The organism is Pseudomonas sp. 8AS, assembly GCF_902506505.1.
Classification (GTDB): domain Bacteria; phylum Pseudomonadota; class Gammaproteobacteria; order Pseudomonadales; family Pseudomonadaceae; genus Aquipseudomonas.
Genome location: NZ_LR733406.1, coordinates 780,260 through 803,071 on the forward strand (window position 1 = coordinate 780,260; position 22,812 = coordinate 803,071).

Consider the following 22,812-nt stretch of genomic DNA (forward strand, 5'->3'; position numbering starts at 1 on the left):
TCAGTCCTTGCGCGCAGGCTCTTCGACCCGCTGGGCCTGGGCGTCGATGGTCTGCGGCTTGTGCAGCTGCTCGCCAGCGGCCGGGGCCGGTGGTTGCGGCTGCGGTTCGGCAGGCTTGTCGCCTTCTTCGCTGTTCATTGCCTTGCGGAAGCCCTTGATGGTCTCGCCCAGGTCGGAGCCGAGGTTCTTCAGGCGCTTGGTGCCGAACACCAGTACCACCACGATCAGAATGACGACCCAGTGTTTCCAGTCGAAAATGCCCATGTAATCAGTCCTCGCAAATGATCAGTCGGATGTGGGGCGCGCCGCTTTTTCGGCATGCCCGGACAGGCCGAAACGCCGGTCCAGCTCGTCCAGCACGGCCTGCGGGTGCTGGCCGAGGGCGGCGAGCATGACCAGGCTGTGGAACCAGAGGTCCGCGGTTTCGTAGATCAGGTCGCTGCAATCGCCGTTGATGGCTGCGTCCTTGGCCGCAAGAATGGTTTCGACCGACTCTTCGCCGACCTTCTCCAGAATCTTGTTGAGGCCCTTGTGATACAGGCTGGCCACGTAGGAGCTGTCCGGCGCCGCGCCTTTGCGCGCCTCCAGCACTTCGGCCAGGCGGGTGAGGGTGTCACTCATGCTTGTGTTCCGTATGGTAGATGGCGTGCGGGTCTTTCAGTACCGGATCGACGCTGTGCCACGCGCCATCTTGCCACACCCGGTAGAAGCAACTTTCGCGCCCGGTGTGGCAGGCAATTCCGCCGAGCTGTTCGACCATCAGGATGATCACGTCGGCATCGCAGTCCAGGCGCAGCTCATGCAGCTTCTGCACATGGCCGGACTCCTCGCCCTTGCGCCACAGCTTGCCACGCGAACGTGACCAGTAGATGGCACGCTGCTCGGCGGCGGTGAGGGCCAGGGCCTCGCGGTTCATCCAGGCCATCATCAGCACGCGTCCGGTCTTATAGTCCTGGGCGATGGCCGGGACCAGGCCGTCTTCGTTCCAGGTGATTTCGTCGAGCCAGTCAGTCATCGCTATTCCGCCCGTGCGGGCTTGTCTCATGCTGCGTCGGGCGCAGCCGGTAAATGCTGGGCGCTGTTGGTGCAGGTGCTGCACACAATTGGCGCTTCTTGATTAGTGTGCCAGCCGTGGCCGGTACTGGCTATCGGCGCAGGATCAGCAGCAGGCCGGCGCTCAGGCTGAGCCAGGCCGCCCAGCTGGCGACGGCCAGGCTCAGGCCCTGGCTGACGCCGCCGGCGATCAGCGCGGCACCGACCAGGCGCAGTGGCCAGGCGTGCGCCGCTGCGGCCGCCACGGGGGCGGCAGCGGGTTGCTGGTTGAGGCGCTCCAGGGTGTCGCGGGCCATCTGCGACAGGTGTGGCACCTGCTCGGCCTGCTGCTGCAAGTTGCGCAGCAGGTGCAGCGGGCTGATGCGTTCGCGCATCCAGCGTTCGAGGAAGGGCTGGGCGGTGCTCCACAGGTCCAGGTCCGGGTACAGCTGGCGGCCCAGGCCTTCGATATTCAGCAGGGTCTTCTGCAGCAGCACCAGCTGCGGCTGTACTTCCATGTTGAAGCGGCGCGCGGTCTGGAACAGGCGCAGCAGCAACTGGCCGAAGGAGATGTCTTTCAGCGGCTTCTCGAAGATCGGCTCGCAGACGGTGCGGATCGCCGCCTCGAAATCATTCACCTTGGTCTCGGCCGGCACCCAGCCGGAGTCGATGTGCAGCTGCGCCACGCGGCGGTAGTCGCGCTTGAAGAAGGCGATCAGGTTGCGCGCCAGGTAGTCCTGATCCTCGGGGGTGAGGCTGCCGACTATGCCGCAGTCGATCGCAATGTACTGCGGGCTCCACGGCGTGCGGGTGCTGACGAAGATGTTGCCGGGGTGCATGTCGGCGTGGAAGAAGCTGTCGCGGAACACCTGGGTGAAGAAGATCTCCACGCCGCGCTCGGCCAGCAGTTTCATGTTGGTGCGCTGGTCGGCGAGCACCGCCATGTCGGTCACCGGCACGCCGTAGATGCGCTCCATCACCAGTACCTTGGGCCGGCACCAGTCCCAGTACACCTGCGGCACGTAGAGCAGCTCGGAGCCGTCGAAGTTGCGCCGCAGCTGGCTGGCGTTGGCTGCCTCGCGCAGCAGGTCGAGCTCGTCGTAGATGGTCTTCTCGTAATCGCTGACCACTTCCACCGGGCGCAGGCGGCGGGCATCGGCCGAAGCCTTCTCGGCGAGGCGCGCGGCGAGGAACAGCCAGGCCAGGTCCGAGCGGATGATCGGCCTGAGCCCCGGGCGGATCACCTTGACCACCACTTCCTCGCCGCTTTTCAACTGCGCGGCATGCACTTGCGCCACCGAGGCCGAGGCCAGCGGTTCCACCTCGAAACGGGCGAAGACTTCACCGACCCTGGCGCCGAGCTGCTGCTCGATGCGCGCCACCGACTCGGCGGCGGGGAAAGGCGGTACCTGGTCCTGCAGCTTGGCCAGCTCGTCGGCCATGTCCGGCGGCAGCAGGTCGCGGCGGGTGGAGAGCAACTGGCCGAACTTGATGAAGATCGGCCCGAGGTCCTGCAGGGCCAGGCGCAGGGCCTCGCCACGGCTCAGGGTTGAGGGGCGGCGCGGCAGCCAGCGCCAGGGCAGGGCGAAGCGCAGCACGCGCATCCAGGTGGGCAGCGGCAGGTGCAGCAGCTGGTCGTCGAGGCGGTAGCGAATCACCACGCGCAGGATGCGCAGCAGGCGGCGGGCGGCAAGCAGCTTCATTCGGAGGGTTTTACCTTGCGGGCGAGGTGCTCGATACGCGCGTCGAGGCGGTCGAGGGCGAGCTTGAGCTGGTCGAGTTCGGCGAAGCGCGCGTCGGCCTCGCGTTGGCCGACCAGGTGGCGCGATTCTTCACTGAGGTAGTCGGCGAGGTTGTGGCGCAGGCTGTCCAGGCTGTTGCCGGCCCAGTTCGCCCGGCTGCGCAGATGGCCGCTGAGCAGCTGGCTGCCGACCGGGCCGAGCCAGCGCGACAGCTCGTATTCCCAGTCCAGTTCGAGGTCCTGGAGGATGTTGGTCAGTTCCAGCAGGGCGGCGCTGTCGCCATCCAGTTCGACTTCCGGGCGGTGCAGCACGCTGGTCTTGTCCCTGGCCAGGGCCAGGCGCAGCAGGCTGGCGGCCGGGGCGCGCAGGGTGCAGTCGGCGCTGCTCCACTGGCTGGCCAGTTGCAGGCCCTCGCCGCTGGGCAGGAGGAACAGCTGCAGCGCCGGGCTCTGGCAGTCGATGGCGATGACCTTGCCGTCCAGCCGGGCCAGGCGCGGCAGCGCGGTGCTGTCCATGGTCAGCACGCGGTTGAGACCGAGCTCGACGCCGGCCAGCAGGCCGCTCAATAACATCAGGGCTTGATGCCGCGGTGCAGGGCGACGATGCCGCCAGTCATGTTGTGGTAGGTCACGCGCTCGAAGCCGGCCTCTGCCATCATCGCCTTGAGGGTGTCCTGGTCCGGGTGCATGCGGATCGATTCGGCCAGGTAGCGGTAGCTGTCGGCGTCGTTGGTGATCAGCTTGCCGGCCAGCGGCATGAAGGCGAACGAGTAGGCATCGTAGGCCTTGGCCAGCAGCGGGCTGGAGGGCTTGGAGAACTCCAGCACCAGCAGGCGACCGCCCGGCTTGAGCACGCGCAGCATGGAGCGCAGGGCGTCTTCCTTGTGGGTGACGTTGCGCAGGCCGAAGGCGATGGTGACCACGTCGAAGTGGTTGTCCGGGAACGGCAGCTTCTCCGCGTCGGCCTGGACGAACACCACGTTGCCGGCCACGCCCTTGTCGAGCAGGCGGTCACGGCCGACCTTGAGCATCGACTCGTTGATATCGGCCAGCACCACTTCGCCGGTCGGGCCGACCAGGCTGGAGAACTTGCGCGCCAGGTCGCCGGTGCCGCCGGCGATATCCAGCACCCGATTGCCCGGGCGTACGCCGGACAGTTCGATGGTGAAGCGCTTCCACAGGCGGTGCATGCCTCCGGACAGCACGTCGTTCATCAGGTCGTATTTGGCCGCTACCGAGTGGAACACCTCGGCGACCTTCTCGGCCTTCTGGCTTTCCGGAACGTCCTGAAAGCCGAAGTGGGTGGTCTTTTCCTGCTCTGGGGCCTTGCGCGGATCGTTCATGTCGCGGTCACCGGAATCAAAGTGGCGGCCATTCTAAACCCGTGGCCGGCCTTTGTCTTGGCGCCAGGCGGCGCTGTATAGTCGTGCGACACCAGGTCGCTGTCGGAGTTGTGCATGGCCCGTATCACCGTCGAACGTTCCCATTCCCTCGGTCGCGAGGCCGCCCGCGAAAAAGCCGAGATGCTCGCCGAGCGCCTGGCGCGCGAATACGACGTGAAATACCGCTGGGCCGGCGACACCCTGGAGTTCAAGCGCAGTGGCGCCGACGGCACCATCGAAGTGAGTGCCGATCAGGTACGCGTCAAGCTCAACCTCGGCCTGCTGCTGTCGGCCCTGGGCGGCACCATCAAGCGCGAAATCGAAGACACCCTGGACAAGCACCTGCAGGCGTGAAGGCTGACCTGGCGCAGCTATTTCGCCACCTAGTATGTGATTTCTAATTTTTCTCCCTACCTTGAGCTCAAGTCCTGCGCAAGGACCAACTTTCCATCACTTGAGCGTGAGGTGCCCCATGGCCACTAAAGCCGCCGTTAAGAAGAAAGTCGCTGTCGAAGTCGAAAGCAAAGCCACCGTGCTGACCGACGTGAAGGCCTATGCCCACAAGGTCTGGCTGGCGGGCCTGGGGGCCTACGTCAAGGCCGGCCAGGAAGGCGCCGGTTACTTCAAGGAACTGGTCAAGGCCGGTGAAGGCGTCGAGAAACAGGGCAAGAAGCTGGTGACCGAGCAGGTCGACGCGGCCAACAGCCAGATCAGCAGTCAGCTGGAAAGCGTCAAGAGCAGCGTGTTCGGCGTTAAAGAGAAAGTCGAAGTGCAGCTCGACAAGGTCGAAAAAGCCTTCGACAACCGTGTTGCCAGCGCCCTGAATCGTCTGGGTATTCCGTCCAAGCAAGACGTTGAGGCACTCTCTGCTAAGCTGGACGAGTTGAATGCATTGCTTGAACGTGTCGCGCGTACCCAATAAGGAGAGCAGGATGGCTGTTAAAAAAACTACCGCTGCAAAACCGGCAGCTAAGAAGCCAGCAGCGAAGAAGGAAACCAGTTCCTGGATCGGCGAAGTCGAGAAGTATTCGCGGCAGATCTGGCTGGCCGGTCTCGGCGCCTATTCCAAGGTCAGCAAGGACGGCACCAAGCTGTTCGACGGTCTGGTCAAGGATGGCGAGAAAGCCGAGAAACAAGCCAAGACCGAAGTCGACAAGCAGCTGGGCGCGGTGAAGACCACCGTCGGTTCGACTGTTGACACGGCCAAGTCGAAAGTCGACGAAGTCAAGGACAAGGCCCTGGGCAAGTGGAACGAGCTGGAAGAGGCTTTCGACAAGCGTCTGAACAGTGCGATCTCCCGCCTCGGCGTGCCGAGCCGCAACGAAGTGAAGGCGCTGCAGACCAAGGTCGACACCCTGACCAAGCAGATCGAGAAGCTCACCGGTGTTTCGGTGAAGTCGGTCGCCAAACCTGCCGCTAAACCGGCTGCCAAGCCGGCGGTTAAGGCTGCCGCCAAGCCGGTCGCCAAAGCTGCCGCCAAGCCGGTTGCCAAGGCCGCTGCCAAGCCTGTTGCGAAGCCGGCGGCCAAACCAGCCGTGGCGAAGAAGCCGGCTGCACCGAAAGCCGCCGCCAAGCCGGTTGCCGCCAAACCGGCCGCTGCTGCTCCGGCTGCCGCGCCTGCTGCCGCTCCGGTAGTCGCTCCGGTAGCGCCTGCTACTCCGTCCTGAGTTTTCGCTCAGTACCACAAACGCCCGGCCCAGTGCCGGGCGTTTGCGTTTCAGGCCTCCAGGTAGCGCTGCGCCAGCTGCTCGGCGGCGTGGCGTGAGCTCGGGGTGAGGTGGGGAGCGACCAGCATCATGATCTGGTAGACCACCAGGCGCACTTCGCCATCGGCACCGACGATGCGCTGGTAGTCGAGGGAGAACAGCAGGGTCAGGGTGATCTGTTCGACCAGCTGGCCGAGCGACTGGGTGCCGCTCTGCAGCTGGCCTTCGGCCTTGAGCCGGGCCAGCAGGGTGGCCAGGGTGCGCTTGAGCAGGTTGAGCCACTGGCGGATGCCGCGGCCCAGCTTGGGCAGGCGCCCGGCCAGGTTGGACAGGTCCTGGAAGAGGAAACGGTACTGCGCCAGGCGCTCGACGATCAGGTGCAGGAACAGCCAGTAATCCTCGGCGCCCAGTTCGGCATCCAGGGGCGGATCGAGCAGTGGCGCCAGGTCGTTCTGGAAGCGCTCGAACAGTTCGAGGATCAGCGGTTCCTTGCCATGGAAGTGGTAGTACAGGTTGCCCGGGCTGATGCCCATTTCATTGGCGATTTCGAGGGTCGAGACGTTGGGTTCGCCCTCCCGGTTGAACAGGTTCAGGGCGCATTCGAGAATGCGATCGCGAGTCTTCATTCCATGAGTGTTCTGTGGCCGCGGAAGCCTTGACCATAACCGGCCGGGCGCGCCCCGGCCAGTCGTTTTAGTCGCTCTTCAGCGGATGTGCACATAGGTACCGGGTGCCGCCTCCATGGCCGGGTACTTGCTGTTGCCGATGTTCAGCACGGTCTCGCGGCGCTCGCCGGAGCGCTGCTGGGTCCAGGCCAGCCATTCGGGCCACCAGCTGCCTTCCTGCTTCTTCGCGTCGTAGTACCAGGCTCGGTGGTCGCCGCTGAGCTTGCCGTTGTCCAGGTAGGTGGCCTTGGGGTTGCCCGGCGGGTTGAGAATGCTCTGGATATGCCCGCTGTTGGACAGCACGAAGCGGCTGTCGCCACCCAGCAGCAGGGCCGAGCGGTACACCGAGTCCCAGGGGGTGATGTGGTCGTTGATCCCGGCCACGCTGAAGCTGTCGAGGGTGACCTTGCTCAGGTCGATCGGCGTGCCGCAGATCTCCATGGCTCCGGCGCGGGTCAGCGGGTTGTGCTTGAACAGGTCGAGCAGGTCGCCGTGCAGGGCGGCCGGCAGGCGGGTGTTGTCGTTGTTCCAGTAGAGGATGTCGAAGGCCGGCGGTTCCTTGCCGAGCAGGTAGTTGTTGACCCAGTAGTTCCAGATCAGGTCGTTGGGGCGCATCCAGGCGAACACCCGGGCCATGTCGCGACCGTCCAGCACGCCGCTCTGGTAGGAGCGGCGCTTGGCCGACTCGAGGGTCTGCTCGTCGGCGAACAGCATTGCCGGGCTGTCCACCTGAGCGTCCAGCAGGCTGACCAGGTAGGTGGTGCAGCCGATCTTGCGCAGCTGCTTCTTGGCCTGCAGATGGCCCTGCAGGGCGGCGATGGTCAGGCCGCCGGCGCAGGCGCCCATCAGGTTGACCTCCTTGCTGCCGGTGATGGCGCGACACACGTCGACGGCCTCCTCGAGGGCCTGCACGTAACTCGACAGGCCCCACTCGCGATGCCGCGCATCCGGGTTGCGCCAGCTGATGACGAAGGTCTGCAGGTCGTTCTTCAGGCAGTACTGGATGAAGCTCTTCTCCGGGCTGAGGTCGAAGATGTAGAACTTGTTGATCTGCGGCGGGACGATCAGCAGCGGGGTGGCGTACTGCTTTTCGCTCATCGGCTTGTACTGGATCAGTTCCAGCATCTCGCTGCGGAACACCACGGCGCCGGCGGTGGTGGCCAGGTTGCGGCCGACCTCGAAGGCCTGCTTGTTGACCTGGCTGGGCAGCCCGCTGTTGTGCAGCAGGTCGTCGAACAGGTGGCGGGCGCCACGCAACACGCTGCTGCCGCCGGTATTGAACAGCTCCTTGAGCGCCTGTGGGTTGAGCAGGCTGTTGGAGGGGGCGATGGCGTCGTTGAGCAGGGAGAACAGGAAGTGCGCGCGGGTGCGGTCGTCGGGCGACAGGTCGCTTTCGTCGATCCATGCCTTGAGCTGCTTCTGCCAGGCCAGGTAGGCCTGCAGGCTGCGTTTGTAGAAGGGGTTGAGGCGCCAGGTCGGGTCGCTGAAACGGGCGTCCTGCGGGTTGGGCTGGTGCGGGGTGTCGCCCAGCATCACCCGGCCCAGCTGTTTGCCGAAGGCGAACAGGTGACGTGAACTGTGCACCGGCTGGCGCAGGCCCTGGAACGCCAGGGTGCGCAGGGTGGAGAACAGGTCGCGGCCGCGCAGGCCGATCATCGCGCTTTGTGCATTCATGTAGTCGGCGGGTACCGGCAAGGATCCCGGGGCAGTCTTTTCAGGCATGGGGCAGGCTCCATCGTCAAACCGTCATGGATAGATGACAGCAAGGCTTGTACCAAGGCGCGCCGGAACGCATTCCAGACTGCCGCGCAAGAATTCCTTTTACTCCGGCAGGGCCCTGGGTAAGGGCAAGTCTGCCGGCGCAGCACTACAGTTGTGCGGTCAGTGACCGCGAATGGGCACGGGTTGCGGGTGCATCACCGCGCGATGCCGCTCTTCCTCGAGAAACTTCATGATGATCGGCGCCACGGCCTCGGCGCGGGTCACCAGGAACAGGTGGCCATCGTCGATGACGTGGAACTCCGAGTTGGGGATGCGCCAGGCCAGCAGGCGCATGTTGACCAGCGGGATGAGCGGGTCATCGTCGCCGGCCAGTACCAGCGTAGGCTGCTTGATCCGATGCAGCCAGTGGATGCTGGTCCAGCCGAGGCCGGCGAACAGCTGCCAGTAGTAGCCCATCTTGCCGCCCGAGCGCACCTTGCTGGCGTGCGCCAGGGCCAGCTTGGGATCGCGGCGGAAGGCGCCGCCGTAGATGTCCGGGGCGATATGCACGCCGTAGGAGGGCTGGATGTAGCGGCGCGGGCTGGCCATGCGCCAGAGCACCTTGGGCTTGCCCGGCACCATCACCGCGCCGGCCGAAGTGGCGGCCAGCACCAGCTTCTTGCAGCGCTCGGGGTAGTCGTGGGCGAACTGCTGGGCCAGCGCCCCGCCCCAGGACACGCCGATGGCGTTGACCTGGCCGTAGTCCAGATAGTCGAGCATGCGCGCGGCCAGCTTGGCCAGGCCGGGGAAGCGGTACGGGGCGCTGGGGGTGGAGGAGCCGCCGACGCCAGGGACGTCGAAGGCGATCACTTCCAGTTCCGGGTCGAGGGCCTGGACGAACGGCATCACCAGCTCGAGGTTGGCGCCGATGCCGTTGAAGATCAGCAGCGGCGTGAGCTTGCTGTTACCGGGGCGGACCGCGGTGCGGATGGTCTGGCCGTCCAGTTCGATGGTACGGAATGCAAAAGGTTGCGGCATGCGCTAAGCCCTATGGTTTGATCCGTGGCGAGCCGATATCCAGCGCGGCTCTCCAGTGACCCACCGGCTGGGTGGGCAGGCGCTGCCCCGGCCTTGCCGGCCGGGGCAGCGGACGGCACTTCCAGGTGTCGTCGGCAGTACTGCGCAAGGTGCAGTGATACAGGTGATGTTGTTGTCGTGTGTCTAGCGCTCGTGCACGTAGGTGCCAGGGGCCGCCTCGCCGGCCGGATGGGCCTTGTTGCCGAGGCTGGTCGGCGACTTCTTCAGCTTGCCCGAGCGCTCGGCCAGCCAGTTCTGCCAGTGCAGCCACCAGGAGTCGGCATGCTTGGTGGCGCTGGCCTGCCAGGCGCGCGGGTCCAGCGGCATCTCGCTGTTGGTCATGTAGCGTGCCTTGGGGTTGCCCGGCGGGTTGAGGATGCTCTGGATATGCCCGCTGTTGGACAGCACGAACTCGCACTTGCCGCCGAACAGGTGGGCCGACTTGTAGCAGGAGTCCCACGGCGTGATGTGGTCGGTGGTGCCGGCCACGCAGAAGAAGTCGCAGGTGACCTGCTTGAGGTCGATCGGCGTGCCGCAGACTTCCAGCGCGCCGGCGCGGGTCAGTGGGTTGGTCTTGAACATCTCGATGAACTCGCCATGCAGGGCGGCCGGCAGGCGGGTGGTGTCGTTGTTCCAGTAGAGGATGTCGAACACCGGCGGCTCGTTGCCGAGCAGGTAGTTGTTGACCCAGTAGTTCCAGATCAGGTCGTTGGGGCGCATCCAGGCGAACACCTTGGCCATGTCGCTGCCTTCCAGCACGCCGCTCTGGTAGGAGCGGCGCTTGGCCACCTCCAGACTCTTCTCGTCGGCGAACAGGGCGACCTGGGTGTCCAGCTTGGTGTCCAGCACGCTGACCAGCAGGGTCAGGGCATGCACCTTGTGCTCGCCGAGGGCGGCGTAGTGGCCCAGCAGGGAGGCGGTGGTCAGGCCGCCGGAGCAGGCGCCGAGCATGTTGACGTCCTTGCTGCCGGTGATCGCCAGGATCACCTCGATGGCTTCCTTGAGCGCCTCGATGTAGGTCGACAGGCCCCACTCGCGCTGGGCCTTGGTCGGGTTGCGCCAGCTCACCACGAAGGTCTGGATGCCGTTGCGCAGGAGGAAGCGCGCCACGCTCTTTTCCGGCGACAGGTCGAATACGTAGTACTTGTTGATCTGCGGCGGTACCACCAGCAGCGGACGCTCCTGCACCTGCTCGGTGATCGGCTTGTACTGGATCAGCTCCAGCAGGTCGTTGCGAAACACCACGGCGCCGTCGGTGGTGGCCAGGTTCTTGCCGACCTCGAAGGCGTCCATGTTCACCTGGCTGGGCATGCCGCCGTTGTGCACGATGTCCTTGGCCAGGTGCGAGAGGCCGTCGAGCAGGCTCTTGCCGCCGGTTTCGAAGAAGCGTTTGACCGCGGCCGGGTTGGCCATGCTGTTGGTCGGTGCCATGGCTTCGGTCATCAGGTTGATGACGAAGTGGCCGCGGCTGGTGTCCTGCTCGCTGAGGTGGCTGTCCTCGATCCACTCGTGCAGTTCCTTGCGCCAGGCTAGGTAGGTCTGCAGGTAGCGGCGGTACAGCGGGTTCTGACTCCAGGCCGGGTCGGCGAAACGACGGTCGCCTTCCTCGGGGGTCAGTTCCGACTGGCCGAGCAGAACGTTCTTCAGCTCGAATACGAAATGGGTGGCATGTTTGGCACTGTGGAACGGTTGCTTCAGCGCTTGGGCGAGGACCATGCGGGCAGAGGTCAGAATGTCCTTGCCACGCAAGCCGATCACCGGGTTGAGGCCCAGGGTGCTTTCCGAGGCCTGCTGCTTCAAATCTTCGTTGTTCTTGTTGCTCATCTACGACGCTCCATTGTCCTGAGACGAATACCTGCACGCTGACACAGGGCGAGGGGCTGGTACTGCTCGGGTTACCGGTTGCGGAAGTTCTCCGCGCTTGCTCAACACCTGGCTATGCCAAATGCATGGAACCTGCCAGGTCCTTGGTTACCCGAGTTTCTACTTTTGCGCAAGTTCGCCGATCCTGATGGGATTGCGCGCGGCAGTATGCCCAGGCACTTTAGAAAGTGCGCCCTAACCGTTAAGACAATATTGCGCGGGGCCGATCCAGGGGGCCGACCCTAGAGCATCAGCTTGACGATGGACTCGTTCGGGTCGCGGGATTTTCCGGCCGTGGCCAGCGCGGCGAGGTAGTCGGCCCAGAGTTCGTCGTGGCGGGTGGCCAGCTGATAGAGGTAGTCCCAGGTGAACAATCCGCTGTCATGGCCGTCGTCGAAGCACAGTTTCAGTGCGTAATTGCCGGCCGGCTCCAGGCGGCTGAGGCCGACGCCGAGCTTGCCGGTTTGCAGTATGGGTTTGCCGTGGCCCTGCACCTCGGCCGAGGGCGAGTGCACGCGGAGGAATTCGGCGCTGAGGCTGTAGCACTGCGCGCCGTAATGCAGCTCCAGGGTCTTGGAGGCCTTGTGCAGTTTGATCGAGCTGGGCATGCGCATGGATGGGCTTCCGGGAAACGGGTGGACAATGCAGGGCATTATCCACCCGCGGCCATCAGAGGATATAGCGCGACAGGTCTTCGTCCTGGGCCAGCTCGCCGAGGTGGCTGTTGACGTAGGCGGCGTCGATGCGGATCGGCTGCTCGTCATGCTGGGCGGCCAGGTCGCCGGCGCTGAAGGAAACTTCCTCGAGCAGGCGTTCGAGCAGGGTGTGCAGGCGCCGCGCGCCGATGTTCTCGGTCTTCTCGTTGACCTGCCAGGCGATCTCGGCGATGCGCTGGATGCCGTCCGGGAGGAACTCGATCCGCAGTCCTTCGGTCTGTAGCAGCGCGCAGTACTGCTCGGTCAGCGCCGCGTGCGGTTCGGTGAGGATGCGCTCGAAGTCCTGCGGCGACAGGGCCTTGAGTTCGACGCGGATCGGCAGGCGACCCTGCAGCTCGGGCACCAGGTCGCTGGGTTTGGACAGGTGGAAGGCGCCGGAGGCGATGAACAGGATGTGGTCGGTCTTGACCATGCCCAGCTTGGTGTTGACCGTGCAGCCCTCGATCAGCGGCAGCAGGTCGCGCTGCACACCTTCGCGGGACACATCGGCGCCGCCGACATTGCCGCGCTTGGCCACCTTGTCGATTTCGTCGATGAACACGATACCGTGCTGCTCCACCGCTTCCAGGGCCTTGGCCTTGAGTTCTTCCTCGTTGACCAGGCGCGCGGCTTCCTCGTCGCGCACCAGCTTGAGGGCCTCCTTGACCTTGAGCTTGCGGCTCTTCTTCTTGCCCTTGGACAGGCCGGAGAACAGGCTCTGCAGCTGGTTGGTCATCTCCTCCATGCCCGGCGGGGTCATGATCTCGACGCCGGCCGGCTGCTCGGCCACTTCGATCTCGATCTCCTTGTCGTCCAACTGGCCCTCGCGCAGGCGCTTGCGGAACAGCTGGCGGGTGTTGGAGTCGTGGCTCGGCGCCGGGTCCTCGTTGAAGCCGGTGCGCGCCGGCGGCAGCAGGGCGTCGAGGATGCGCTCCTCGGCGGCGTCTTCGGCGCGCATGCCCATCTTCTGCACTTCCTGCTCGCGCAGCATCTTCAGCGCGGCATCGGCCAGGTCGCGGATGATCGATTCGACGTCGCGGCCGACATAGCCGACCTCGGTGAACTTGGTCGCCTCGACCTTGAGGAACGGAGCATTGGCCAGCTTGGCCAGGCGGCGGGCGATCTCGGTCTTGCCGACCCCGGTGGGGCCGATCATCAGGATGTTCTTCGGCGTGACTTCCTGACGCAGCTCGGCGGGCAGCTGCATGCGCCGCCAGCGGTTGCGCAGGGCGATGGCCACGGCGCGCTTGGCGTCGTCCTGGCCGATGATGTGGCGGTTGAGTTCGGAAACGATCTCGCGGGGCGTCATGGGCATGGGGTGGGCTCCGGAAGCCGCGCTTATTCGGCGCAGTCTTCTTCCTCGATGGTTAGATTCTGATTGGTGAAGACACAGATGGAGCCGGCAATGTTCAACGCGGTTTCAGTGATCTCGCGGGCGCTCAGTTCGGTCTTCTGCAGCAGGGCCATGGCCGCGGCCTGGGCGAAGCCGCCGCCGGAGCCCATGGCGATCAGGCCGTGTTCGGGCTCGACCACGTCGCCGTTGCCGGTGATGATCAAGGAGGCGTCCTTGTTGGCCACTGCCAGCATGGCTTCCAGGCGGCTCAGCGAGCGGTCGGTGCGCCAGTCCTTGGCCAGTTCGACGGCGGCGCGGACCAGGTGGCCCTGATGTTTCTCCAGCTGGCCCTCGAAACGCTCGAACAGGGTGAAGGCGTCGGCGGTGGCGCCGGCGAAGCCGGCCAGCACCTGGCCGTGATAGAGGCGGCGGACCTTCTTGGCGTTGCCTTTCATCACGGTATTGCCGAGCGATACCTGGCCGTCGCCGCCCATGACGACTTTGCCGTTGCGGCGCACTGAAACGATGGTGGTCAAGGGGAGAGTCTCCACGCGGCGGGGCGAAGTTGCCCGAATGGAGAATCAGATGGGGTGGCCGGCCCGGCTTTTCAACCGGGCGGGCAAAAAACGCGGATCAGAGGCGGCTCATGAGATCGCGAGCTAAGGCCAGGCAAGGCGAAAGTTGGCGAAGGCGCGCAGTTTACAAGCCGTAAATGAGCAGCCTGAGCCTGCTTTCAACGCAGCATGGCCGACGCGCAGCAGCTCGTGAGCTGCCTCTCAGCGCGACTGGCGTTGCTGTAACAATAGATTGCTGAAGCCGCTGCCGGCCAGCTGCTTCTGCGCGCTGGCCAGTTGCTCGCGGTTGGCGTAGGGGCCGACCAGCACGCGGTACCAGGTTTCCTCGCGCACCGTGCCGGACTCCACCTGCACGTTCTGGCCGAGCAGGATGATCTGCGCGCGCACCTTGTCGGCATCGTCCTGCTTGCGGAACGAGCCGGCCTGGAGGAAGAACAGGGTAGTGGCCGGCGCCTTGGCCACCACCGGCGGGGGCGGTGGGGTCTGGCCATTGAGCAGGGCCTCGGCGCGGGCCGCATCGATCTTCGCCGCTTCCTCCGGGGTGACCGGTTTGCTCTCGGCGGCTTGCTTTTCGGTCGGCAGAGCCTCCGGCGGCACTATCACCTCCGACTCCGGCAGCAGGGTGTAGAAGTCGTACTTGGGCTTGGCGGCCTCCGGCTTGGCGGATGGCGCCTTGGCCGGTTCGCCAGCCTGCGCCGTGCGCGGGCTCGCCTGCTCGGGCTTGTCGCGCTTGATGCCGTCGCGGCCCGGCTCGAGGCTGAACAGGAACACCATGAAGCCGCCGATCACCAGGCCGCAGGCCAGCCACACCCAGCCCGGTACCGGCTTCTTCGCCGGTGCCTGGTAGCGGCTCGCGCCGCGTTTGGGTGCCGGCTTCTTCTTCGCTGCCGCCACTTACATGCGCTCCAGGGTGTCCAGGCCGAGCAGTTCCAGGCCCTGCTTGAGGGTGCGGCCGGTCAGCGCGGCCAGGCGCAGGCGGCTGTTGCGCACGGCCTCATCCTCGGCACTGAGGATCGGGCAGTTCTCGTAGAAGCTGGAGAACAGCCCGGCCAGGTCGTACAGGTAGGCGCACAGCAGGTGCGGGGTGCCCTTGTCGGCGACGTTGTTGAGCAGTTCGCCGAACTGCGCCAGCTTGCCACCCAGGGCCTGCTCCTGTTCGGCGACCAGCGCGATCTGCCCGCCGATCTCGCTGAGATCCTTGCCCAGCTTGCGGAACACGCTGGCCACGCGGGTGTAGGCGTACAGTAGGTAGGGGGCGGTGTTGCCCTCGAAGCTCAGCATCAGCTCGAAGTTGAAGCTGTAGTCGCTGGTGCGGTGCTTGGACAGGTCGGCGTATTTCACCGCGCCGACGCCCACGGCGCGGGCGATCTGGCGCAGCTCGGCGTCATCGAGGTCGGGGTTCTTGCCCTTGACCAGGGTGTAGGCGCGTTCCTCGGCCTCGTTGATCAGGTCGACCAGCTTCACCGTGCCGCCGTCGCGGGTCTTGAATGGGCGGCCGTCGGCGCCGTTCATGGTGCCGAAGCCCATGTGCTCCAGTTGCATGCTGGCGGGGACGAAGCCGGCCAGGCGCGCGCAGGCGAAGACCATCTGGAAGTGCAGGGCCTGGCGCTGGTCGACGAAGTACAGGGCGCGGTCGGCCTTCAGCACATTGGCGCGGTAGCGGGTGGCGGCCAGGTCGGTGGTGGCGTACAGGTAGCCGCCGCCGGCCTTCTGCACGATCAGCGGCAGCGGGTTGCCTTCGGCGTTCTTGAACTCGTCCATGAACACGCACTGGGCGCCTTCGCTCTCGCTGAGCAGGCCCTTGGCCTTGAGGTCGGCGACCACGTTGGCCAGGTCGTCGTTGTAGGCGCTCTCGCCCTTGACGTCGGCCATGCTCAGCTTGACGCCGAGGCGGTCGTACAGGGCCTGGCAGTGGCTCAGGGAAATGTCGTTGAAACGATGCCACAGGCGCAGGCACTCGGCATCGCCGGCCTGCAGCTGGACCACCAGCTGGCGGGCGCGCTCGGCGAACTCGGGCGACTCGTCGAAGCGCTTCTTCGCCGCGCGGTAGAAGCCTTCCAGGTCGGCCAGGCCGGCGTCGCTGCCGACCGGCTGCTCCTGCATGTAGGCCAGCAGCATGCCGAACTGGGTGCCCCAGTCGCCCACGTGGTTCTGCCGGATCACTTCGTCGCCGAGGAACTCCAGCACGCGCGCCACGCCGTCACCGATGATGGTCGAGCGCAGGTGGCCGACGTGCATTTCCTTGGCCAGGTTCGGTGCGGACAGGTCGACCACCACGCGCTGCGCCGGTCCGGCCTTGCGCACGCCGAGCCGGGCGTCGGCCAGGGCCGCTTCCAGGCGCTGGGCCAGGGCGTCGCTGTTCTGGAAGAAGTTGAGGAAGCCGGGGCCGGCGATTTCCACCTTGCTCAGCTGGGCGTCGGCGGGCAGGGCGGCGACCAGCTTCTCGGCCAGCTCGCGCGGCTTCATGCCGGCCGGCTTGGCCAGCATCATGGCGATGTTGCTGGCGAAGTCGCCGTTGCTCTTGTCCTTGGTGTTCTCCACCTGGATCACCGGGCTCAGGCCTTCGGGCAGCACGCCCTCGGCGGTGAGGCGGGTCAGGGCTTGCTGGATCAGCTGGCGAATAGTGTCTTTCATGGTCTGCTCGGTCGGCCGTGGCGGGTCGAAAACTGCGCATTATAGAGGCAGGCATCCGTTGCAGGCGAGCGCGTAGGGTGCGCCGTGCTAACCCGGGCGTGAATTGCGCCTGTGCACGTCTAGGGGCGACTTATCGGCGGTGCGATTCAGAACAGATCGATGGGGTCGACATCCAGCGACCAGCGCACGGCACGGCCGCCCGGCATGGCTTCGAGGATCGGCAGCCAGGCCGCCAGCAGCTTGTGCAGCGGCACGCGGCTGGCGCACTGCAGCAGGAGCTGGGCGCGGTGGCGGCCGGCGCGGCGCTCCATCGGTGCGGGAACCGGGCCGAGCAGCTCGATGGCCGGCAGCTGCAGTTCCTGCTGCAGCTGTTCGGCGTAGCTGCAGGCCTCGTCAAGGAAGGCCTCGGCCTGGCCCGGCTTGTGCGCCTCGGCGCGCAGCAGGGCGAGGTGGGCGAACGGCGGCAGGCCGGCGCCGCGGCGCTCGCTCAAGGCCTGCTCGGCGAAGGCCTGGTAGCCCTGCTCGGTGAGCTGGACCAGCAGGGGGTGGTCGGCCAGGTGGGTCTGGATGATCACCTTGCCCGGCTCCTCGGCCCGTCCCGCGCGGCCGGCGACCTGGACGATCAGCTGGGCCATGCGCTCGCTGGCGCGGAAATCGGCGGAGAACAGGCCGCCGTCGGCGTCGAGGATCGCCACCAGGGTCACCCGCGGGAAGTGGTGGCCCTTGGCGAGCATCTGCGTGCCGACCAGCAGGCACGGCTCGCCGCGCTGCACGGTGTGGAACAGGCGGTCCATGGCGCCCTTGCGCGCGGTGCTGTCGCGGTCGACGCGCAGCACCGGGAAGTCCGGGAAGAGGATGCCCAGGCGCTCCTCGGCGCGCTCGGTGCCGGCGCCGACCGGACGTAGGTCGACGGTGCCGCAGTCCGGGCACTGTCGCGGCGGCCGTTCGGCATGCCCGCAGTGGTGGCAGCGCAGCTCGCCGGAGCGCTGGTGCAGGGTCATCCGCGCGTCGCAGCGCTGGCACTGGCTGATCCAGCCGCAGTCGTGGCACAGCAGGGTGGGGGCGAAGCCGCGGCGGTTGAGGAATACCAGCACCTGCTGGCCGGCCGCCAGGGTCTGGCCGATGGCCTGCTGCAGCGGTCCGGAAATGCCGGAGTCGAGCGGCCGGCTCTTCACGTCCAGGCGCAGGAAGCGCGGCGGCTGGGCGCCGCCGGCGCGCTGGGTCAGCTTGAGCAGGGCGTAGCGGCCGGCGTGGGCGTTGTGCAGGCTTTCCAGGGAGGGCGTGGCCGAGCCGAGGACGATCGGCAGGTTTTCCTGGCGGGCGCGCACCAGGGCCAGGTCGCGGGCGTGGTAGCGCAGGCCTTCCTGCTGCTTATAGGAGGCGTCGTGCTCCTCGTCGATGATGATCAGGCCGGGGTTCTTCAACGGGGTGAACAGCGCCGAGCGGGTGCCGATGACGATATCGGCCTCGCCGTCGCGCGCCGCCAGCCAGGCGTCCAGGCGCTCGCGGTCGTTGACTCCGGAGTGCAGCAGGGCGATGCGCGCGTTGAAGCGGCGGGCGAAGCGCTCCAGGGTCTGCGGGCCGAGGTTGATCTCCGGGATCAGCACCAGCGCCTGCTTGCCGGCCTCCAGGCAGTGGCGGATCAGTTGCAGGTAGACCTCGGTCTTGCCGCTGCCGGTGACGCCGTAGAGGAGGAAGGCATGGAAGCCGTGCATGCCCGCCTGCACGCTGTGGAAGGCGGCGCGCTGTTCGGCGTTCAGCGGCAGCTCCGGCTGGGCCAGCCAGCCGCCGTGACGGACCGGCGCGGTGCTGCGGCGGATCTCGACCTGCACCAGGCCCTTCTCCAGCAGCAGGTCGAGGCTGTCCTTGTTCAGTTGCAGCTTGCTCAGCAGGCTGTGCGCCACGCCGTGGGGGTGCTGGGCCAGGGTGCGCAGGGCCTCGCGCTGGCGCGGCGCGCGGGCCAGGCGCGGGTCGTCCAGGTCGGCTCCCGCGCTGGCGTGCCAGAAGCGCTCCTGGCGCGCCTCGGCCGGTTCGCCCTGGCGCAGCAGCACCGGCAGGGCCCAGCTGAGGGTGTCGCCGAGGCTGTGCTGGTAGTACTGCGCCGTCCACAGGCACAGCCTGAACAGCGGAGTCGGCAGCGGCGTGCGGCGGTCGAGCAGCTGCAGGGCCGGCTTGAGCTTGTCCAGGGGCACTTCGCTGTGCTCGACCACCTCGATCAGCACGCCGACCATCTCGCGCCGGCCGAATGGCACGCGCAGGCGCATGCCCGGCTGCAGGGCGCTGCGCGGCACGCCGGCGGGGGGGCGGTAGTCGAACAGGCGGCGCAGCGGCGAGGGCAGGGCGAGGCGTAGAATGGTGTCGGGCACAACAGGCTCCCAATGGACGCGGCGATGCTAACACGGCCGCGCGTCGCCCTGAGCGACGGGTGGCTTGCGCGGCTGGCGGGCTCTGGTATGATCCGCGGCCTATTTCCGTGCGGTACCCGGCAGCAAGCCTGGTGGCGGCACACCAACCGAGGAAAGTGCGATGAAAGCCGATATCCATCCCCAGTACGAAGAAGTCAGCGCAACCTGCAGCTGCGGCAACGTGATCAAGACCCGTTCGACTCTGTGCAAGCCGCTGAGCCTGGACGTTTGCTCCGAGTGCCACCCGTTCTACACCGGTAAGCAGAAAGTGCTGGACACCGGCGGCCGTATCGATCGCTTCAACCAGCGTTTCGGCGTGTTCGGTTCCAAGTAAGTATCCGAGCTGCCACGGGCGACCTCATGGGTTGTGCCGCGCTGCTGAAAAAGGCGTCCCTGGTGGGCGCCTTTTTCGTTTCCGCGTTTCTGCTGGTGCCGGCCTGGGCCTTCTGTCCGCTGCAGTCGGCCTTGCCGCAGCTCAAGGTCGAGCGGGTGGTGGATGGCGATACCCTGCGCCTGGCCGACGGCCGCAGCGTGCGCCTGATCGGCCTCAATGCGCCCGAGCGGGCTCGTAGCGGTCAGGCCGCGCAGCCGTTCGCCGAGGCAGCGCGCCGGCGCCTGCAGTTGCTGGTCGAGGCCAATGGCGGGCGCGTCGGTCTGCGTCCGGGCGAGCCGGCGCACGATCACTACGGGCGCACCCTGGCGCACGTCTACGATGGCGCCGGGCGCAACCTGGAGGCACAGCTGCTCGCCGAGGGGCTGGCCTATCAGGTGGCGTTCGAGCCGGCCAGCGGGCTGGTCGACTGCCAGCGCCAGGCCGAGCGGCAGGCCCGCAGCGGCCGTCTGGGCCTGTGGCGCAGCAGTCCGGTGGTGGCGGCGCAGGCGCTCGAGCGCGGCGGTTTTGCCCTGGTGCGTGGGCGCGTCGAGCGGGTGCAGCGCAATCGCGGCGGCTTGTGGCTGGAGCTGCAGGGGCCGCTGGTGTTGCGGATAGAGCCTAAACTTCTGGGGTATTTCGATATCGCCGCGCTGCAGGGGCTGGTCGGGCGCGAGGTCGAGGCGCGTGGCTGGGTGGTTGACCGGGCGCGCCGCGGCGGCGTAAATGCGCAGCAGGCGCGCTGGATGCTGCCCCTTACCCATGCGGCCATGCTCGAGGTGTTGCCATGATCGTGCGTTGCGCGTTGTTGCTGGTCGTGCTGTGGCAGCTGGTCGGTTGCGCCGTCAATCCGGCGACCGGGCGCACCGATTTCGTGATGATGAGCGAGCGCCAGGAGATCGAACTGGGCCAGCGCTACAGCCAGGAAATCCTCAAGCAGTACCCGCGCTACCCCGATGAAAAGCTGCAGGCCTATGTGCAGCAGGTCGGCGAGCGGGTCGCCCGGCATGGCCATCGCAGCCAGCTGCAATACAGTTTCACGGTCATTGACAGCCCGGACATCAACGCCTTTGCCGTGCCGGGCGGGCATATCTATATCCATCGCGGGCTGATGGCCTACCTCGGCTCGGAGGCCGAACTGGCGGCGGTACTCGGTCACGAAGTCGGCCACGTCACCGCTCGCCACAGCGTGCGCCAGCAGAGCCAGTCCACGGCCTGGAACATCCTCGGCCAGGCGGTGGCGGTGGGCACCGGGGTCGGCGTGGCGGGCGATCTGACCAATGCCCTGGGTGGTGCCTTCGTCAGTGGCTACGGACGTGACATGGAGCTGGAGGCTGACGGCCTCGGCGCGCAATACCTGGCCCGCAGCGGCTACGACCCGCAGGCGATGATCGAGGTGGTCAAGGTGCTCAAGGCCCAGGAGGACTTCGCCCGCGACCAGGCCCAGGCCAAGGGGCAGGAGGTGTCGCCGTCCGGCTACCACGGCCTGTTCGACACCCACCCGGACAACGATACCCGCCTGCGCCAGGTGGTGGCCGCCGCCAGCCCGCTGGCCAGCGGCCAGGGCGAGGTCGGCCGGGATGTCTATCTGCGCCATATCGAGGGCATGCCCTTCGGCGACTCGGCCGCTGCCGGCGTACGCCGCGGGCAGCGCTTCTACCATGGCGGGCTGGACTTCACCCTGGCTTTCCCTCCGGGCTGGGAGCTGATCAACCGGGCCGACGCGGTGATCGTGCACACCCCCGATCAGCAGGCCTTCGTGGTCATGAGTCTCGAGCCGCTGGCGCAGCCGGCGACGGCCCAGGAGTACCTCGCTCGCCGTGCCGGTCGCCAGCAGCTGGTGCAGCGGGACGGCTTCCGCCAGGCCGGGCTGGAAGTCGCCACCGGCGTGGTGCCGGGTTCGGCGGCCAAGCGGGTGGCGGTGATCATGCGCGACAAGCAGGCGTTTCTCTTCGTGGCTGCGGTCAAGGGCCATGGTTCGCTGGAAAGCCAGGATGCGCAGTTCCTCGAGGTGATCCGCAGTTTCCGTCCGCTGCAGGCGCAGGAGCGCGAGCTGACCGAGCCGCGTCGTCTGCGCCTGGTGCAGCTCAAGCCCGGCCAGGGGCTGGAAGCATTGAGCGGGCAGATGAGTGTCGAGGGCGATCCGCTGACGCGCCTGCGCCTGCTCAATGGCCTGTACCCGAGCGGGCAGCCGCGCCCCGAGGCCTGGCTGAAGATGGTGCGCTAGGGCGCCGCAGCCCGCATAGAGCGACCTTGTCGGCGTCAGCCATCTTGCGTATGCTCGCTCGCCTGCGTTTCACAGCAAAAGCGGGAATAGCCAACATGTCCGATTTGAAAACTGCCGCTCTCGAGTACCACGCCCAGCCCCGTCCGGGAAAGCTGAGCGTGGAACTGACCAAGCCCACTGCCACTGCCCGCGACCTGTCCCTGGCCTACAGCCCGGGTGTGGCTGAGCCGGTGCGCGAGATTGCCCGCGATGCCGAACTGGCCTATCGCTATACCGGCAAGGGCAACCTGGTGGCAGTGATTTCCGACGGTACCGCTATTCTCGGCCTGGGCAACCTCGGCCCGCTGGCCTCCAAGCCGGTGATGGAAGGCAAGGGCGTGCTGTTCAAGCGCTTCGCCGGCATCGACGTGTTCGATATCGAAGTCGAGTCCGAGAGCCCGCAGGCCTTCATCGACACCGTGCGCCGTATCTCCATCACCTTCGGCGGGATCAACCTGGAAGACATCAAGGCGCCGGAGTGCTTCGAGATCGAGCGTACGCTGATCGAGCAGTGCGACATCCCGGTGTTCCACGATGACCAGCACGGCACCGCCATCGTCACCGCGGCCGGCATGCTCAATGCCCTGGAAATCGCCGGCAAGAGCCTGCCGGAGGCCAAGATCGTCTGCCTCGGCGCCGGTGCTGCCGCCATCTCCTGCATGAAGCTGCTGGTGAGCATGGGCGCCAAGGTCGAAAACATCTTCATGAACGACCGCAAAGGCGTGATCCATGCCGGTCGCGACGACCTCAACCAGTACAAGGCGGTATTCGCCCACGAGACCGACAAGCGCACCCTGTCCGACGCCCTCGACGGCGCCGACGTGTTCGTTGGCCTGTCCGGCGCCAACCTGCTGAGCGCGGAAGACCTCAAGCGCATGGCGCCGAACCCGATCGTGTTCGCCTGCTCCAACCCGGATCCGGAAATCAAGCCGGAACTGGCCCGCGAGGCGCGCCCGGACGTGATCATGGCCACCGGCCGTTCGGACTACCCGAACCAGGTCAACAACGTGCTCGGCTTCCCCTTCATCTTCCGCGGTGCGCTGGACGTGCGTGCAACCCGCATCAACGAAGAGATGAAGATCGCTGCCGCGCTGGCCCTGCGCGACCTGGCCAAGCTGCCGGTGCCGCAGGAAGTCTGCGACGCCTACGGTGGCATCGCGCTGTCCTTCGGTCGCGAGTACATCATTCCGAAGCCGATGGATGCGCGTCTGATTACCGTGATCTCCGATGCCGTGGCCAAGGCGGCCATCGAGACCGGTGTGGCGACCCTGCCTTACCCGAAGAACTACCCGCTGAAGTCGGTGGATGACGTGTTCAACGGCTAAGCCGCAACTCCACAAAAAAGCCCCGCAACTGCGGGGCTTTTT

The 22,812-nt window shown here is 66.4% G+C and carries 23 protein-coding genes; 7 read left to right on the top strand and 16 right to left on the bottom strand.

Annotated features, from left to right (window positions below):
- The 6 genes from GV001_RS03560 to ubiE form a co-directional block, all read right to left on the bottom strand.
- Entirely contained in the window at positions 1-264 is a 264-nt protein-coding gene (locus GV001_RS03560; RefSeq protein ID WP_160078201.1) for a twin-arginine translocase TatA/TatE family subunit, read from the bottom strand.
- Between the two features lie 21 nt (positions 265-285).
- Positions 286-621: a phosphoribosyl-ATP diphosphatase gene (locus tag GV001_RS03565; protein WP_160078203.1), complete on the bottom strand. Its 336-nt coding sequence runs from the start codon at positions 619-621 to the stop codon at positions 286-288.
- The gene (gene hisI, locus GV001_RS03570) at positions 614-1,015 is read right to left on the bottom strand and encodes a phosphoribosyl-AMP cyclohydrolase (RefSeq protein WP_160078205.1); all 402 of its coding nucleotides are present in this window, start codon (positions 1,013-1,015) and stop codon (positions 614-616) included. The genes GV001_RS03565 and hisI overlap by 8 nt, the downstream gene beginning before the upstream one ends.
- A gap of 130 nt (positions 1,016-1,145) precedes the next feature.
- The gene (gene ubiB / locus GV001_RS03575; protein WP_160078207.1) at positions 1,146-2,735 is read right to left on the bottom strand and encodes a ubiquinone biosynthesis regulatory protein kinase UbiB; all 1,590 of its coding nucleotides are present in this window, start codon (positions 2,733-2,735) and stop codon (positions 1,146-1,148) included.
- Positions 2,732-3,346 carry an SCP2 domain-containing protein gene (locus GV001_RS03580; RefSeq protein WP_160078209.1) on the bottom strand — a complete coding sequence of 205 codons (615 nt, stop codon included), beginning with the start codon at positions 3,344-3,346 and terminating at the stop codon, positions 2,732-2,734. The genes ubiB and GV001_RS03580 overlap by 4 nt, the downstream gene beginning before the upstream one ends.
- Complete coding sequence (gene ubiE, locus GV001_RS03585; protein WP_160078211.1) at positions 3,346-4,116, bottom strand: bifunctional demethylmenaquinone methyltransferase/2-methoxy-6-polyprenyl-1,4-benzoquinol methylase UbiE; 771 nt, start codon at positions 4,114-4,116, stop codon at positions 3,346-3,348. The genes GV001_RS03580 and ubiE overlap by 1 nt, the downstream gene beginning before the upstream one ends.
- Before the next feature lie 114 nt (positions 4,117-4,230).
- Between ubiE and GV001_RS03590 the strand changes: the two genes are divergently transcribed.
- The 3 genes from GV001_RS03590 (at position 4,231) to GV001_RS03600 (ending at position 5,822) form a co-directional block, all read left to right on the top strand.
- The gene (locus tag GV001_RS03590; protein ID WP_160078213.1) at positions 4,231-4,509 is read left to right on the top strand and encodes a polyhydroxyalkanoic acid system family protein; all 279 of its coding nucleotides are present in this window, start codon (positions 4,231-4,233) and stop codon (positions 4,507-4,509) included.
- Positions 4,510-4,627: 118 nt separating this feature from the next.
- The gene (locus tag GV001_RS03595) at positions 4,628-5,077 is read left to right on the top strand and encodes a phasin family protein (protein WP_160078215.1); all 450 of its coding nucleotides are present in this window, start codon (positions 4,628-4,630) and stop codon (positions 5,075-5,077) included.
- 10 nt (positions 5,078-5,087) lie between these two features.
- Positions 5,088-5,822 (top strand): phasin family protein, encoded by a 735-nt coding sequence (locus GV001_RS03600; RefSeq protein WP_160078217.1) that lies wholly within the window; start codon positions 5,088-5,090, stop codon positions 5,820-5,822.
- Positions 5,823-5,872: 50 nt separating this feature from the next.
- Here the strand turns inward: GV001_RS03600 and GV001_RS03605 are convergent, their stop codons facing one another.
- The 10 genes from GV001_RS03605 to GV001_RS03650 all read right to left on the bottom strand — a co-directional run bounded on the left by GV001_RS03605 (position 5,873) and on the right by GV001_RS03650 (position 18,770).
- On the bottom strand, positions 5,873-6,487 hold the full coding sequence (locus GV001_RS03605; RefSeq protein WP_160078219.1) for a TetR/AcrR family transcriptional regulator: 615 nt from the start codon (positions 6,485-6,487) through the stop codon (positions 5,873-5,875).
- Between the two features lie 78 nt (positions 6,488-6,565).
- Positions 6,566-8,248, bottom strand: coding sequence for a class II poly(R)-hydroxyalkanoic acid synthase (phaC, locus tag GV001_RS03610; protein ID WP_160078221.1), 1,683 nt, complete (start codon positions 8,246-8,248; stop codon positions 6,566-6,568).
- 159 nt (positions 8,249-8,407) lie between these two features.
- A complete protein-coding gene (phaZ, locus tag GV001_RS03615; RefSeq protein ID WP_160078223.1) occupies positions 8,408-9,265 on the bottom strand; it encodes a poly(3-hydroxyalkanoate) depolymerase in 858 nt (285 codons plus the stop codon).
- Between the two features lie 183 nt (positions 9,266-9,448).
- The gene (phaC, locus tag GV001_RS03620) at positions 9,449-11,128 is read right to left on the bottom strand and encodes a class II poly(R)-hydroxyalkanoic acid synthase (RefSeq protein WP_160078225.1); all 1,680 of its coding nucleotides are present in this window, start codon (positions 11,126-11,128) and stop codon (positions 9,449-9,451) included.
- A 281-nt stretch (positions 11,129-11,409) separates the two neighbouring features.
- Positions 11,410-11,781, bottom strand: coding sequence for a gamma-butyrobetaine hydroxylase-like domain-containing protein (locus tag GV001_RS03625; protein WP_160078227.1), 372 nt, complete (start codon positions 11,779-11,781; stop codon positions 11,410-11,412).
- A gap of 55 nt (positions 11,782-11,836) precedes the next feature.
- Positions 11,837-13,177 (bottom strand): ATP-dependent protease ATPase subunit HslU, encoded by a 1,341-nt coding sequence (hslU, locus tag GV001_RS03630; RefSeq protein ID WP_160078229.1) that lies wholly within the window; start codon positions 13,175-13,177, stop codon positions 11,837-11,839.
- A 23-nt stretch (positions 13,178-13,200) separates the two neighbouring features.
- On the bottom strand, positions 13,201-13,731 hold the full coding sequence (gene hslV, locus GV001_RS03635) for an ATP-dependent protease subunit HslV (protein WP_068824557.1): 531 nt from the start codon (positions 13,729-13,731) through the stop codon (positions 13,201-13,203).
- A gap of 240 nt (positions 13,732-13,971) precedes the next feature.
- Entirely contained in the window at positions 13,972-14,664 is a 693-nt protein-coding gene (locus GV001_RS03640) for an SPOR domain-containing protein (RefSeq protein WP_160078231.1), read from the bottom strand.
- On the bottom strand, positions 14,665-16,404 hold the full coding sequence (gene argS / locus GV001_RS03645; RefSeq protein ID WP_160078233.1) for an arginine--tRNA ligase: 1,740 nt from the start codon (positions 16,402-16,404) through the stop codon (positions 14,665-14,667).
- A 146-nt stretch (positions 16,405-16,550) separates the two neighbouring features.
- Positions 16,551-18,770, bottom strand: a complete 2,220-nt coding sequence (locus GV001_RS03650; RefSeq protein ID WP_160078235.1) for a primosomal protein N' — start codon at positions 18,768-18,770, stop codon at positions 16,551-16,553.
- Positions 18,771-18,930: 160 nt separating this feature from the next.
- Between GV001_RS03650 and rpmE the strand changes: the two genes are divergently transcribed.
- The 4 genes from rpmE (at position 18,931) to GV001_RS03670 (ending at position 22,770) form a co-directional block, all read left to right on the top strand.
- Entirely contained in the window at positions 18,931-19,143 is a 213-nt protein-coding gene (gene rpmE, locus GV001_RS03655) for a 50S ribosomal protein L31 (RefSeq protein WP_160078237.1), read from the top strand.
- A gap of 26 nt (positions 19,144-19,169) precedes the next feature.
- Positions 19,170-19,970 carry a thermonuclease family protein gene (locus tag GV001_RS03660; RefSeq protein WP_160078239.1) on the top strand — a complete coding sequence of 267 codons (801 nt, stop codon included), beginning with the start codon at positions 19,170-19,172 and terminating at the stop codon, positions 19,968-19,970.
- Positions 19,967-21,406 (top strand): M48 family metalloprotease, encoded by a 1,440-nt coding sequence (locus GV001_RS03665; protein WP_160078241.1) that lies wholly within the window; start codon positions 19,967-19,969, stop codon positions 21,404-21,406. The genes GV001_RS03660 and GV001_RS03665 overlap by 4 nt, the downstream gene beginning before the upstream one ends.
- A gap of 95 nt (positions 21,407-21,501) precedes the next feature.
- The gene (locus GV001_RS03670) at positions 21,502-22,770 is read left to right on the top strand and encodes a malic enzyme-like NAD(P)-binding protein (protein WP_160078243.1); all 1,269 of its coding nucleotides are present in this window, start codon (positions 21,502-21,504) and stop codon (positions 22,768-22,770) included.
- Positions 22,771-22,812 lie beyond the last annotated feature (42 nt).